This is a genomic window from Croceicoccus bisphenolivorans (assembly GCF_001634625.1).
Lineage (GTDB): Bacteria > Pseudomonadota > Alphaproteobacteria > Sphingomonadales > Sphingomonadaceae > Croceicoccus > Croceicoccus bisphenolivorans.
This window is the reverse complement of record NZ_LRSE01000030.1, coordinates 1-13666: the sequence shown is the minus strand read 5'-3', so window position 1 is coordinate 13666 and position 13666 is coordinate 1. Positions and strand designations below refer to the sequence as shown.

Below are 13666 nucleotides of genomic sequence, written 5' to 3'. Positions count from 1 at the left end.
GGGCGACGTGGGCTGAAAACAGCGCTTACGATTGACCGTGGAGCCCGGACCATTGGAGTCCGTCTTCGAAATGTCGGCCCCCAGTTTCAACGTCACGAAACTGGACGGTTCCCAAGTCAGGCGAAGACGTGCCGAAGACACGTTCTGGTCGTCCTGTCCATCGGACAGATAGGCATCATGTTCGATATGCTGACCGGCAACCCTGATCGCGAGATTAGGGGTGAGTGTGGCGGTGGCACCGGCCGAGGCGCGCAGCAACGAGTAATTACCCGCCTCGAACGCGAAGAAGCCCCCGTTGTCACCGATCTTCGCCTGCTGTGTAATCAGGTTTACCGCGCCGGCGCTGGCGTTACGGCCATAAAGCGTGCCTTGTGGCCCCTTCAGAACCTCGATCCGTTCCAGATCGTACATCAGCGGCGTGATCATGGTGGAGGTGAACAGGAATACGCCGTCCACATTATACGAAACCGCAGATTCCTGCTGATTGGTCGCGTTAAGCGAACCTGCACCACGGATGAATGTTTGTGTCTGGCCGGCGGTGTTGCTGAACGCCACGCCCGGCTCGACGGCCTGCAGCTGCCGGACATCGCCGACGCCCTTCAACTGGTCTGAATCGATAACCGAAAGCACAACGGAGGATTTTTGCAGGGATTCATTGAACCGTTGTGCGGTGACGATGATGTCCTGAATTTCGTTCTGGTTTGCAGAGGAAACCTCGCCGGCTTGCGATGCGCCGGCATCTCCATCTTCCTGAGCCGCATAGGCGACAGTGGGCTGCACGAGCATCAGCGCGATCACTCGCGTGACGAATCGTGGATTCATGCACTTCATGGCACTCTCCTCCCATTTACCAACGGTAAACAAGCTTTTTTGCTTTTTTGAACGGCACAACGAATGCCGACAACGACTGCTTCTCATTTATTGTCCAAATAGACAAGGTAAAATCTCAAAAAGGATTTTCCTGTGTCGGAAGCGGCATATTTTGCGGGCTGTCGTGCGCCTTGACGGTGATCGAACCGGATTTCCGGCGATCTCGAGTGCAGCGGTCTATCCCGCTACATGAACCCTTGGGTCTCTTGGAATAGTCTCATCGCACAGCGAATGCCGCCAGACTGCATCGACAAGTACCCGCGACCGTCAGTTTCCGATCGCGACATGCCTTATCAAAGACGGCGCATTCCATCAGAGGACCACAAATTTGAGAGGATAAAGCCGCTATTAAAGCTTTACGCGCGTCACCGGCGGGAGGCGGAAATGTTACGGTGCGAGATGCAAACAGCCTGATCAAACAGCGCGGAACGGGGGTGCGATATGACCGAAGCCTTGGCGCATTACTGGCATCCTGTGGCCATGTCCGAAGAAGTGACTGCAAAACCGGCGCGGTTCAGGTTGCTGGGCGAACCACTGGTACTTTTTCGCGATGATGAGGGGCCGGTCGCGCTTAGCGACCTGTGCATCCACAGGGGCGCTGCGCTTTCGCTTGGCTGGCTGACCGACGGCAGGATCACCTGTCCATATCACGGATGGCACTACGATCGCTCCGGCACTTGCGTGAAGATACCTTCGGTCCCTGACGGACGGCCGATTCCGGCCAAAGCTCGCACCAATTCGTACCGTGCACAGGAAGCCTATGGTCTGGTGTGGGTGGCGATGAAGGAGCCGATTGCACCGCTTCCGAATGTGATCCCATGGGACGAGGCGGGTTATCACAGAACGCATATCGGTACGTGGACGATGCAGTCTTCGGCCGGGCGCGTGATCGAAAATTCCTTGGACTTCTCACACTTCGCATGGTCGCACGAAGGTGTGCTGGGCGTTCGCGATGCCTGTATCGCGCAGCGCTACGATGCGAACGAGACCGAGTACGGGCTCTACTTCGAATATGTCCACACGATACCCGCAAGCTCTCCGATCACAGGAGGTACGGCGCAAAACGTGCACATGACTTACGACCTGACGCTGCCCTACAGTCTCGTATCCTGCCAGACGCGAAAGGGAACCATGGGCGAACATACCTGGCTGTTTCTGGCCGCCTGCCCCATAGATGACAGGACGTCGCGGATCTATCACTTCCAGTTCCGCAACCATGATCTGCACATCACCGACGAGACGATCCGAGCATTCGCCCTCCCGGTGATCGAGGAGGACAGGGTCATCATTGAAAGTCAGCGACCGGAAGAGATACCCCTGAACCTGCGCGAAGAATTGCACATAAAGCTGCCGGACACCGCAAGCATCTTGTACCGGCGGCTGCTTGCGCGGGCCGGGCTGGAGCGGGAGGGCAGCTGATACCGCCGCCTGGCTTTGCTGCTTAGAGTGCCCTGTTCTTCCGGTTCTGGATCGCCATGGCATAACGCGCCAGAGCGATCGCCGGCCTTGTCTGGCTGAGCGCGATCAACCCGTCCTCCATCCGGCGACGCAGCGATCGATCCGACAGGGGGGCACCGTTCGCAACCGCATGTTCGCGGCCCATCTGCGGATTGAGCTTGCACCGCACGGGCATCCCCATCATAAGCCGCCTGCCGCAATACCCGTCAAGGCCGCAGCGCACGATGTCGTCCCGGCGATCCGCCTGCAACTTGCTGGCTAAGGCTGGATCGGCCAGCAGTGGCCGGGCCAACATGACGAAATCGCCATGCCCCCGAACCATCGCGGCATCCGCATCTTCCTCGCGGTGCAACCCCATCAGGACGAGCGGGACCGACAGGGCCTTGCGAAATACCGCCATGTCGCCGTTATGGATCATCACACGGCGGGCGTCGGTGGTCTCGTTGATGGCTTCGTATCCGCCTGGAGTGGGCGCGAAATAATCGAGACCTGCCGGCTCAACCTCGCGGACGATTTCGGCGAAGCCTTCCGCGCCCTGCCCGCCGGGCACAAGTTCGTTCGAATTGGTGCGGAGCCCGATTACGAAATCCCGACCAAGTTCTTCGCGAATGCCGCGAACGATGTTCACCACGATGCGCGCCCGGTTCGCGACCGACCCGCCATATGCGTCGCTGCGGGTATTGGTGCGCGGGCTCAGGAACGAGGCGAGGAAATAGCTCATGTGCGCAGCAACCTCGATGCCGTCCCACCCGGCCCGATGCAACCGGACGGCCGACGCGATCATGCCTGCCTCCACTTCGTGAATTTCATCCAGTGTCGCGGCGCGCGGGGTTGGTCTTATCTGCGGGAAAGGCATGACTTCGCCTTGGGGAATCTCGACCCGGATGGGGCTGGCCGAGATGATATGGCGCGTACTGGTAGCAATGCCCATCCGGCCGAACCCCGGCATAATTTGACCGACGATCGGCACGTCGTGTTCGTGTACCGCTGCCGCCACTGCGGCCAGATCGTGAGCGAAATACTCGACGTCGGCTCGCATGACACCTTTGTAGGGCGTTTCGTCGAACGCGCGTTGCGACGTCACCGTGCCACCAGTGATGATCATGCCAACCCCGCCCCTGGCCCGCGCGGCAAGAAATGCTGCCGTCTGCGGCGAAGGTCTGCCGGTGGCTTCCGGGCTCAATACCGCCATCGGACTCATGATGATGCGGTTCTTCAGGGTGAGCGACCCGAGCTTCGCCGGTTCCATCAGGGTATTCGCCATAATCCCGTCCCCTTCCGCACCTGAAAGCGCCGACTTTGACAGGCTCACGCGCCGTTATCTGTCGTGCGCGACGGACTATAGGCTCGGCAGCAATATCGGCCACGCCTGCTGCTCTCAAGTATCGGCTGAAAACTCTCATTTGTGCGTCACTGGTCAAATTGGCGTGGCAGTGTCCGTGGTGCGCGTGACCTCGTCATTGACAATAGTGCCTTGACCGCTACTAAATTGACCTAACGCTTCAAACAGTGAAGGGACGGAGAGTGAGACGAGGTGCGCGCGGCATGCTTTGACGCGTGCTCGCAATGGCCCGGCGCCAACGCCCAATCGAATGCACTCTTCGTTCGACACACCCACAAATCCATCCGGCCCCGCCAAGAGGAGTATTGCCATGTCCGACCTGCCCGCACTCGATACCAGCCTGCTGCCGCCCCCATCCGGGGCTGATGGCGAGAAAGTCCGCCTGCTCCTGCTTTACGGATCGAATCGGGGTGTATCCCTGAGCCGCCGTCTGCTCGAGGAAGCGGCCCGCCTGATCGAACATCTTGGCGGTGAAGCCCGGATTTTCGATCCGTCCGCCCTGCCCTTGCCCGAAACCGCAGCTCCCGATCATGCCGAAGTGGCAAAGCTGCACGAACTGCTGGCCTGGGCGGATGGCCACATGTGGTGCAGCCCGGAATATTTCGGGACGATGTCCTCCATCATGAAAGCACAGCTTGACTGGATGTTTCCGGTTATCGCAGGGAAGAAGCTGATGGCGGCCAAGCCTGTCGCCATCGCGCAAGTCTGCGGCGCGGCATCGACCTACAACACGACGATGGATCTTGCGAAGGTTGGCAAGTGGCTGGGCATGGTCGTCACGCCTGCGATGTTGACCATCGCCAAGGTGCAGGAGGAGTTCGACGCAGACGGGCGCATGAAACCTTCGCCTTATTTCAACGGCCTCGTCGACATGGCGGAAGAACTGATGGCGTTCGCCGCCCTTTTGAAGCCACAGCGCGAGGCGCTGCAGAACCGCTACTCCGAACGGGCATCTGCCAAAGGCTGACTGGCCCCACACCCGCAGAAACGAATGACCCGCCCGGTCCGATCGCCGCGGCGGGTCATTTTGCGTTCACGGGTGCCCGGATCCCGCGACCGCGATCCGGCGCGTTCGAACAGGTTAGTCCGGAATCGCGGTAAGCAGTTCCGCCTCTTCCGGATGGATGGTGACGGCATAATCGAAAATGTCGTTCACGGCCGGTTCGGGCACGAGCAGGCTGACGTGCCGCTCCACCGCGCCAGACCCGTTGAAATTGCGATGGACGACACCGGTCGGCAAGATAACCAGCGTGTCTGGGCCGGCCACCTGACGGTGATGCCCGATGTCCACGGTCATCTCACCTTCCTGGATCACGTAGATCTGCGCGAAGTTGTGGATGTGGTAATCCGGACTTCCCGACCCCGGCGCCACTTGCAGCACGTTGATCCGCATCGAAGCGGAGCCGCCGGTCCGGTCGATGATCCCGTAATAGGCAAAGCCGTCCCCTTCGAACTTCGACTGGTCCAGCGGCAGCACGCGAGATTGCCCGGCGGACTGTCTGCCCTCGGTCAGCGGAGCGACGATTTCCAACCAGTAGAGATCGTCAGTGCCTGAAAGCGACGCCCGTTCACCGGACGGCACGAACACCATGTCACCCGCCGCAGCTTCATTGCCTGCATCGCCGGTCGACAAAGTGGCATCTCCCGACAGAATCAGCGCGAACAGCTCGCTATCGGCTTTGTCGGCAAAGGCACCGGGGCCGCGCCGCAGCCTGATTGCGCACCCCAGGTCTTCCTCCGGCTTGATAAGCCAAGTGCCGTCGGGACCAACGGCACTACGATCGAAAGGTCGAATATAACGCATGGAAATTTCCTCTTGTCGCTTTGCTATGCATTCACGCCGCGCAGCCTGACGGTCACGGCGCCAAGCGTGCCAAATTCCACCGTCGCGCACTTGTTCGCACCGGAAACGCGCTGGGGCGGCGGTAGGCTGCCGGTCATGATCACTTGTCCGGCATGAAGCTTTTCGCCGATGGCGTGCAGCTTCTTGACCATTTCGCCGACGACGAAGATGGGGCTGCCCATCGCCTCGAACCCGGCGGCGGCCGCGCGTGGTTCACCATCGATGCTGACGAGACAGGCCTCGGTCCGCGGGTCAATCGAGCGGGCGGGCGTGATCTTGCTGCCGAAAATAACGTAGCCGCCATCGGCTTTCTGAACCGCGATATTGTGCGCCCAGCTGTATTTGCCCTCCATCACGCCGGGGCGCAGCGGCGCGACTTCGATGGCGGGCAGGAACCCGTCAATCGCGGCCAGGATCCCGGTGGGCGTAAGCTGGTCCCCTTCGAGATCACGGCCAAGCACCAGCGCCATCTCGCTTTCGATGAACACGTCGTCGCAGTCGAGCTGCACTTCCTCCCCATCGGGACGCATGATCGAATGCAGCAGGGTGCCGACCATCGGACGCGGGGAATCGGGAAACATCTTGCGGATCCCTGCGGAGGTGAATGACGCCTGGTGGCCGATGATGCGATCGCCTCGCGCAACACGCCGGCGCTTTACCGCTAGCTGCAGCGCCAGCGCCTCGTCCTGCGTCATGTCCGGCTTCAGTTTCGTGATGTCACGCTCGGGATCGCTGTCGATGCCCGGCGTGTCCATATGGTCGATAAGGTGGTCCGCGATATCCATCGTCTACTCCAGATGGGCGGCAGGCTCGCGGTGGAGCCCGACCGGAAGATCAGTCGTGCGTGTGAAAGGTGTGGCCGCCGTCATGGCTGTGCGCGCCGCCATGATGATGGCCGCCGGGATGGGCATGGCCATGCCCGCCCGCGGCATAGTGCTTCTTCAGCAGGTCCATGCCGTAATCCTCGCCGTTGGGGGTGCGGATGACGGAATGGACATGGAACCGCTGAGGCTCCTCATTCGCGAGGAAGATGCCGCTGTGATGATCGAACTCGAACAGCGCGACCGGGCTGTGAATGCGAAAATAGAACGGATTGATCTCGTCCGCCTTGCCGATCCACGCAAAGTGCGTCTGGTCGAGATAGCGTTCGAACTCCCCCATGGAGGCTTGTGACGGCCCTTCCGGCATGTTGAGCATGAACAGGCTGGCCAGTTCCATCAGGCGCAAGCGCTGTTCCCGGCCCAAGGCCGCCACCGGAACCCCTTCGTACGGCACGATCCGGTTATCCTGAAACGCGCCGCCGACGTGACGGCCATCGTCGGGGTGATAGCGTCCGTCCGGTTGGTCCGCGGTCAGCATTGAATCGTAAAGCACTGCGCGGATGCGTTCCTGATCGGAAAGCGCCCCCATCATCCGCAGCGCCGCCTGTTCGTGCGGTTCGAACATGCGCCGGTGGTTGGGGCCGTGATCGTGATCCGGCTCCAGCCCCATGAACACCGGCGACAGGGTCATGTGTTCGCCGATGAACAAGCAGTTGAGCGCAAGGTGATGGCCAAAAAACTGCCATCCCCATGGCTCGACCGTTGATGGCTCTCCAAAGATCGTGAGCGTGAAGGACCAGTCGTTCAACAGTTCGGTCAGGTCGATCAGGCGACCGAGAAACAGGTTGTTTTCCATGACGGTGCGCGTCCGGGAAAAGCCTTCCTGTGATAGCGACGCACGAACGACATCCATGGCCACCTCGCGCAGCGGCAGGGGCAGTTCAAGCAATTCCACTTGCGAAGGACGCAGGATCAGCGGTGTATTGTGCCAATAGCGCCATAGGTCTGAATCGACCGGGGCACAGACTTTCGCCCGCGTGTCCGGCGGAAGCAGGTCCAGCCAGCGTGTCGCAGCTTCTGCTGCCGCAGAACAGGGCGCTCCGTGTGGCGTGGCATCGAAAAGTCCCGCAACCGGCGTTCCGTCGGTGGTGATGCCGGTAAACGGCTTACCGGCCAGTGGCTTCCAGGTGCCGAGCAGGCGTTCGAGCGGCGGCGGATAATCGTCCAGGCTCATCTTGACCTGGTCCTTCGTCATACGCGGAACGGCGGCCGGATCGATATATCGGCTGTAGTCGATATTGCTCATCGGACATCTCCCGAAAATCGTCGATCATTGATACGTGCAGCACGGCATCGTGCAGATACCGGGGCCTGCGCGCCCGCTCCCTTCCACGAGGCCCTGCTGCCAGCCATCATCCTGCGCCGGCAACGAATCCGAACCCAAAGACGATACTGAAAACGCCGATGAACATGCGTGCCGCATGGGCCCTTTTCGGGGGCGGACCGCCACGTTGCATGACGATGCCAAGGACGGTGGCGCACAGCCCCATCGACAGGCATGTCGTTGCAGCAAAAACCAGTAATCCGGGAACGCGCATTGCCTCTGGCACGTAAGGCAGCAGCAGCAAGGTCACACCGCCTGATCCGGCAATTCCGTGCAACACCCCGACGCCGACCGCGGGCAGGCAGTTCGATCCTTTGTGCGCAGTCATTGCCGCGCCGCGCTTGCCCCGTCCGGACACGATGTGGAGTGTGATGATGCGGATGCCTACCACGATGATCGAGATACCGACCAGTTGCTCCCAGATTTTCGACGGGAACGGCATAAATGCGTCGCCAAGCACAATGACTAGCAGCCCGACCGAAACGAGACTGATCGCATGTCCCGCTCCCCACGCCAGACCAATCGCGCCGAGCCGGGGCGGAGTTCCCGCCCGCTCTGCAGCAGCCAACCCGCCGACCGCAATCAGGTGGTCCGGGTCCAGCGCATGCCGCGTGCCCAGAACCGCGGCTCCGCCCAGCCCCAGCAGCGCAAGATCATTCATGGCCGGGCGCATGGCCGGGATGGACAGCTTCGTAATGCTGGCGCAGCAGATCGCGGCCATAATCGTTGCCGTTGGGCGTGCGAACGACAGTGTGGATATGGCATTTCGCCGGCTGTGTATTGTTCAGCCAAACACCGCTATGGTGATCGAATTCGGTCATCAGCACGGGGCCCTGAATCCGGTAGTAGAACGGATCCTCATCACCATGCCCGCCGATCCAGCTCCACCATGTGCGGTCGAGGTGCTTTTCCACCTGGGTGAGCTTCGCCGCAAGCGGCCCGGACGGCAGGTAGCCGACAAACGCCTCCACGATATCCATCACCTGCTGTTTCTGGCGCGGATCGAATTCGCTGACCGGAACACCTTCGTATGGAACGATGCGGTTGTCCTGAAAGGCCCCGCCCAAATGCCGCTGGTCGCCGACGTGATAGCGCCCCTCCGGCATTCCGGACGGCTCCATGGTCTTGTACGTGGTCGCGCGTTCCTGCTGCTGCGCGGACAGCGACTGCATCAGCGCCAATCCGACGCTCTCTTCCGTATCGAACAGCCGCAACCCCTTGTCCGGGCCCGTGTCGATGACGTTCGGTTCCGCACCCATGAATGTTGGAGAAATCACCACCTGGCTGCCCAGCACGAAGCAGTTCAGGCAAAGGTGGTGGCCATAGAAATTCCAGCCCCACGGCTTGTCCGGCGACGGTTCGCCGAACAGCAGGAAGTTGTAACTCCATTCGTTCATGATGAGCGGCAGATCGCACAACTCGCCCAGGAACGCGTTGGTTTTCATGCAGCCGCGCGCCTTGGTATAACCCGCCGCGCTCATCGAAGCTTCCATCACGCGCAGGATCGCGGTGCGTACTTCCGGAGTGCAATCCTCCATCCTCAGCCCGTTCGGGTTGATGAGGAATTCGGGGTTGCTCCAGCGCCGCCATTCCTTGGCGTCGATGGGATAGCTCAACTGCGCGCGATCGGCGGGCGACAACGCTTGAAGAAGTGCGTTGGCGGCGCGGACCATTTCCGGCGTCGGCGCGCCCTCGTCACCAAGGTGGTACAAGCCGCCCTCGACATGTCCGTCGCACGTCAGGCCATGAAATGGTTGTTCTCGAAGCTTGGCCCACCCCTTGATCATGCTCCCTGCCATGGGGTGATCTTCACAGGCCTTTGCAAAAGTCAGCGGGTCCAGCCCGCGCGCGGGCGCCAGACGATCGCCATCGCGGGGAAACAGGTAATTGCGGAATTCCTCTTGCTTTTCCATGGGCTGGTCCTGCCTCCCGAAAAATGGCCTGATGCGAGTGGTCCGGCCTCAAAAAACCGGAGCGGGGATATCCACGATCGGGGTACGAACGCTGCCAATCCCCTCGATCTCCACCTCGACAACGTCGCCGGGCTTCAGAAATTCGCCTGTCGCAAAGCCGACGCCGGAGGGTGTGCCCGTCACGACTACGTCGCCCGGCTCCAGCGTCATGACCTGGCTGAGATGTGAGAGCAGCTGAGGCACATTGAAGATCATGTCGGAGGTGCTGCTGTCCTGTTTCACCACGCCATTAACCTTGGTCGAAATTCGCAGGCCTTTTATCGGATCGGCTTCGTCTGCAGTGACGACCGCGCTCATCGGACCGCTGGCATCCGAGTTCTTCCCGATGGTCCACTGCGGCGTCTGCATCTGGTAACCACGGGCGCTCAGGTCGTTGAACGCGAAATAGCCGTAGATGCCGTCGACGGCTTGTGCCTCGCTCACCCGGAACATCCGCCGCCCGACGACAGCGCCCAGCTCGCATTCCCAGTCGTACTTTTCCTCGATGCAGGGCGATGCCGCACCATCGGGGATCAGCGTGTGCGCCCAGCGTCCGAAAATCATCGGAATGGTCGGGATCGGCATATTCGTTTCTTCAGCATGCTTACGATAGTTCAGGCCGACACAAATGACCCGTCCCGTGCGCGGCGTTGCCGGAAGCAGTTCTAGCTCTTTGACGTTACCAACCACGTCATCGCCCTCCGCCGTGGTCTGCGGTTCGGCCCAGAAACTGTCCATATCCGCGATGGTGCGAACCGAACCGTCCGCGTCCACTTTCCCGACATAGGCGCGGCCGTTCTTTACAAATCCGGTGATCTTCACGTGTATTACTCCTGAATCTGGTTGTGGCGACGGTTAGACGACGCCTTCGTACGAACCGCCGTCGACTTGCAGGTTCTGTCCGGAAATGAAGCCCGCATTCGCACTGCAGAAGAACGCGCAGGCAGATGCAAATTCCTCGGGCCGACCAAAACGCTTGGCCGCGATCGTGTCCGTGATCTGGCGGCGCGCCTCATCCCAGTCGACACCTTGTTCGGCCATGATGCGCCGGGCCATGAATTCCTGTCGCGGAGTATCGATGCGTTCGGGCAGCAAGTTGTTGATCGTCACGTTGTCGATCACCACGTCCTTGGAAATCGCCTTGGACATTGCGGTCAGCGCCGATCGGGCAGATGTCGAAAGGCCCATAACGTAGAACGGCGACTTCACCATGGCGGAGGTGATATTGACGATCCGACCGAACTTGCGCGCGCGCATGCCCGGCACGAAAGCGCGGATGAACTGAACCGCCGGGATCATGTTGGCGTTAACGGCGCTCAAGATCGCTTCTTCGTCCCAATCCGCCAGAACACCGGGAGGCGGCCCGGCGTTGTTGTTGACGAGGATATCGATATCGCCGGCCTGCTCGATGATGGCCTTGCGACCTTCCACCGTAGTCTGATCCGCGGCGATCGTGCGGACCGTGCCGCCACCCAGCGCCCGCAAGCGTTCTGCCGCTGCCTCAAGCTTGTCAGGTACGCGCCCGTTGATGATAACGTTCACGCCTTCGCGCACCAGCATTTCGGCGCAGGCATAACCAAGCCCCTGCGACGAACCGCATAACAGTGCCGTGCGACCGGCAATTCCAAGCTCCATACTCAGCTCTCCAAAGTGAGTTGAAAATTCACGAAGCGCCAACCCGAAGATTCCAGGCGCAGGACCTGTGTGACCATGCCCTGCATGGTTCTGGGCTGTCCTTCGATAGTCATGTGGTTGGTCATTGGCCCCGTTATGATCGCGACATCGCCGATGATGCGCACATCCAGCGGCCCGCGATCGATCGCCACGAACTGGCGGCGGGCAACGATGTGCGCAATCAGCGTCGCCTTGTCATGGACCAGCCCGGTGCTGTGGATATGCACCAGATCGTCTGCGAAGATCTCTTCGAGTGCCTTGACGTCCCCTGCAACAACGGCAGCGCGGCGCCGGTCTTCCACCGCGATCACCGCGGCTTTTGCATGATCCGTCATTCGACGACGACCTCCACCAAGTTGGGTCGGGGATTGTCGAAGGAGGCAGCCAGCGCCTGATCCAGATCCTCCGGTCGTTCAACCCGCATCGCCTCAAGCCCCTGCCCTCGCGCCAGATCACAGAAGCCGATATCGGGCAGTTTCGTACCTACGGTTTCCTGCATCCCGAAATGGCGTCCGAAGCCGATCAGCGCCTCGTACCGTTTGTTATTGATAATAACAAAACTGATCGGGAGATCAAGTTGCGCCGCCGTCCAAAGCCCCTGAATCGCGTACATGGCTGACCCGTCGCCCAACACCGCAATCACTTTCTCCCCCGGCCGCCCCAGCGCGACACCGATCGATGCGGGGAGTCCGTGCCCCAGACCGCCTGACGAACAGGTGTAGAAACCGTCTTCCTCAAGGATGGGGAGGTAGTCGTGCATCGGGCCACGACTTGACGGCGCTTCCTCAACGATGATCGCGCCATCACGGCGTACGCGCGCAATTTGCTGAAGGAGATAGGAATCGGTGAACGCACTACCGTCAAGAACCGGCGCCGCAGCACGCGGCGGGCGCGCTGCACGCTTTGGCGGCCGTGACCGGGCGATCACTTCGGTGATCCCGGACTTGAGATTGGTGACGGTGGCCATACCGGTCGGCGTCCAGCTGGCCATCGACGGATCGTCGACCAGCTGGAAGAGTTGCGCGCCATCGGGCACGTGCGGGCCGAAACCTTCAGTATGATAGAGCGACATCGGCCCGCCCAGAACAACAATCACGTCGCTGCCGTCCATCGCACTGACGATCGCTTCCCTCCCGGCCGAAAGAAAGCCGGCGAACAGGCGATGGTTTTCGGGGAAACTGTTCCGCGCCGACATCGGCGCGACCCAAACCGGCGCTTCGTGCTGTTCGGCGAGCGCGATGACTTCGGACCATGCCGCATCCCGCGCAACCCCGGCGCCTACGACGATCGCGGGATGTTTTGCCGATGAAAGTGCATCGGCGACCGCCGCGATCACATCGGCATCGCCGCGTATCTCCGTCCCCAGCTTGCGCGCCGCCAGCGGCTCACACTCCTGATCCCAGTCATCGACCGGGATGGACACGAAAACCGGCCCGCGTGGCCGCTGCATCGCAATGTAGTACGCCCGCGCTATGGCTGCAGGCACGTCTTGCGCACGCGTGGGCTCTATCGACCATTTCACGAACGGTTTCGGGAAATCGACAGCCTGTTGCGAGTATAGAAACGGTTCGTAAGGCAAGATCGACCGGGCCTGCTGCCCAGCGGTTACCACCAGTGGCGTATAGTTCCGATAAGCAGTGAACAGATTGCCCAGCGAATGCCCCACACCGGCAGAGGCATGCAGGTTCACGAAAGCCGCATTGCGTGTGGCTTGGGCGAAGCCGTCGGCCATGCCCATTGCGACCGATTCCTGCAGGCCCAGCACATAGCGAAAGTCGTCGGGAAAGTCCCTGAACAGCGGAAGTTCCGTCGATCCGGGGTTGCCGAATATCGTGGTCATGCCGAATTCGCGCATCAGCGCGAGGGTAGCGTCACGAACCGTCATCTTGCGCTGTGCCAAATTTGCCATCCTCGTCTCCGCGCGCATCTGGCGCGATTTCATGCTTTGCGCAGCAGCGGTAGTACTTCCGCGCCATAAAGATCGAAGGCACGCTTATCTTCTTCCACGCCGCCATGTCCGTCCAGCATGACCATGAAGTTTTCCGCGCCGACAGCGCGGCATTGCCCGATGATCTGCTCTGCCACTTCGGCCGGTGTTNCCGGCGATATACTCGTCACCCGACAGTTCCATGCCGCCATGCGATTTCTGCGGAGCGTCGGGAACCGGACCGTGGTTTACCTTGCCGTCGTGCGCGGTGAATATCTCGCGAACCTGCTGTTCCATCCTGGTCGAGATTTCCCGCGCCTCGTTGCCGTCCTTGCACACAGTGACGACACGGCGCAGGCCGAACGAGTCGGGCGAATGGGCAAGGCCGATCCGAT

General features: G+C 60.8%; 13 protein-coding genes. 2 read left to right on the top strand and 11 right to left on the bottom strand.

All coding sequences use genetic code 11. The annotated features are described in order from the left end of the window. Positions 1-798, bottom strand: a 798-nt coding sequence (locus tag A7A77_RS16805; RefSeq protein ID WP_172799939.1) for a TonB-dependent receptor plug domain-containing protein, incomplete at its 3' end; no start/stop codon positions are given. A gap of 513 nt (positions 799-1311) precedes the next feature. On the opposite strand from A7A77_RS16805, the gene A7A77_RS16800 reads away from it, so the two are divergent. Next, entirely contained in the window at positions 1312-2289 is a 978-nt protein-coding gene (locus A7A77_RS16800) for an aromatic ring-hydroxylating dioxygenase subunit alpha (RefSeq protein ID WP_066561075.1), read from the top strand. A 22-nt stretch (positions 2290-2311) separates the two neighbouring features. Here A7A77_RS16800 and A7A77_RS16795 read toward each other — a convergent pair whose 3' ends face one another. Further along, positions 2312-3592 carry an oxidoreductase gene (locus A7A77_RS16795; protein WP_066561072.1) on the bottom strand — a complete coding sequence of 427 codons (1281 nt, stop codon included), beginning with the start codon at positions 3590-3592 and terminating at the stop codon, positions 2312-2314. A 388-nt stretch (positions 3593-3980) separates the two neighbouring features. Here A7A77_RS16795 and A7A77_RS16790 point away from each other — a divergent pair, with 388 nt between their 5' ends. After that, positions 3981-4637, top strand: coding sequence for an NADPH-dependent FMN reductase (locus A7A77_RS16790; protein ID WP_066561070.1), 657 nt, complete (start codon positions 3981-3983; stop codon positions 4635-4637). Positions 4638-4751: 114 nt separating this feature from the next. Here A7A77_RS16790 and A7A77_RS16785 read toward each other — a convergent pair whose 3' ends face one another. From A7A77_RS16785 to mdlC, 9 genes are all read right to left on the bottom strand, one after another. Further along, a complete protein-coding gene (locus A7A77_RS16785) occupies positions 4752-5474 on the bottom strand; it encodes a cupin domain-containing protein (protein WP_066561068.1) in 723 nt (240 codons plus the stop codon). Between the two features lie 23 nt (positions 5475-5497). Continuing rightward, a complete protein-coding gene (locus A7A77_RS16780) occupies positions 5498-6298 on the bottom strand; it encodes a 2-keto-4-pentenoate hydratase (protein ID WP_066561066.1) in 801 nt (266 codons plus the stop codon). A 49-nt stretch (positions 6299-6347) separates the two neighbouring features. Next, entirely contained in the window at positions 6348-7640 is a 1293-nt protein-coding gene (locus tag A7A77_RS16775) for a DUF3500 domain-containing protein (RefSeq protein ID WP_066561065.1), read from the bottom strand. A 106-nt stretch (positions 7641-7746) separates the two neighbouring features. Next, entirely contained in the window at positions 7747-8379 is a 633-nt protein-coding gene (locus A7A77_RS16770) for a hypothetical protein (RefSeq protein ID WP_066561057.1), read from the bottom strand. Beyond that, positions 8372-9631 (bottom strand): DUF3500 domain-containing protein, encoded by a 1260-nt coding sequence (locus tag A7A77_RS16765; RefSeq protein ID WP_066561054.1) that lies wholly within the window; start codon positions 9629-9631, stop codon positions 8372-8374. Before A7A77_RS16765 ends, A7A77_RS16770 begins: the two co-directional genes overlap by 8 nt. 48 nt (positions 9632-9679) lie before the next feature. Beyond that, positions 9680-10492 (bottom strand): fumarylacetoacetate hydrolase family protein, encoded by an 813-nt coding sequence (locus tag A7A77_RS16760; protein ID WP_066561052.1) that lies wholly within the window; start codon positions 10490-10492, stop codon positions 9680-9682. 33 nt (positions 10493-10525) lie between these two features. Beyond that, positions 10526-11305, bottom strand: coding sequence for an SDR family oxidoreductase (locus tag A7A77_RS16755; protein ID WP_066561050.1), 780 nt, complete (start codon positions 11303-11305; stop codon positions 10526-10528). A gap of 2 nt (positions 11306-11307) precedes the next feature. Next, the gene (locus tag A7A77_RS16750) at positions 11308-11679 is read right to left on the bottom strand and encodes a nuclear transport factor 2 family protein (protein WP_066561047.1); all 372 of its coding nucleotides are present in this window, start codon (positions 11677-11679) and stop codon (positions 11308-11310) included. Further along, the gene (gene mdlC, locus A7A77_RS16745) at positions 11676-13253 is read right to left on the bottom strand and encodes a benzoylformate decarboxylase (RefSeq protein WP_066561077.1); all 1578 of its coding nucleotides are present in this window, start codon (positions 13251-13253) and stop codon (positions 11676-11678) included. The genes A7A77_RS16750 and mdlC overlap by 4 nt, the downstream gene beginning before the upstream one ends. Positions 13254-13666 lie beyond the last annotated feature (413 nt).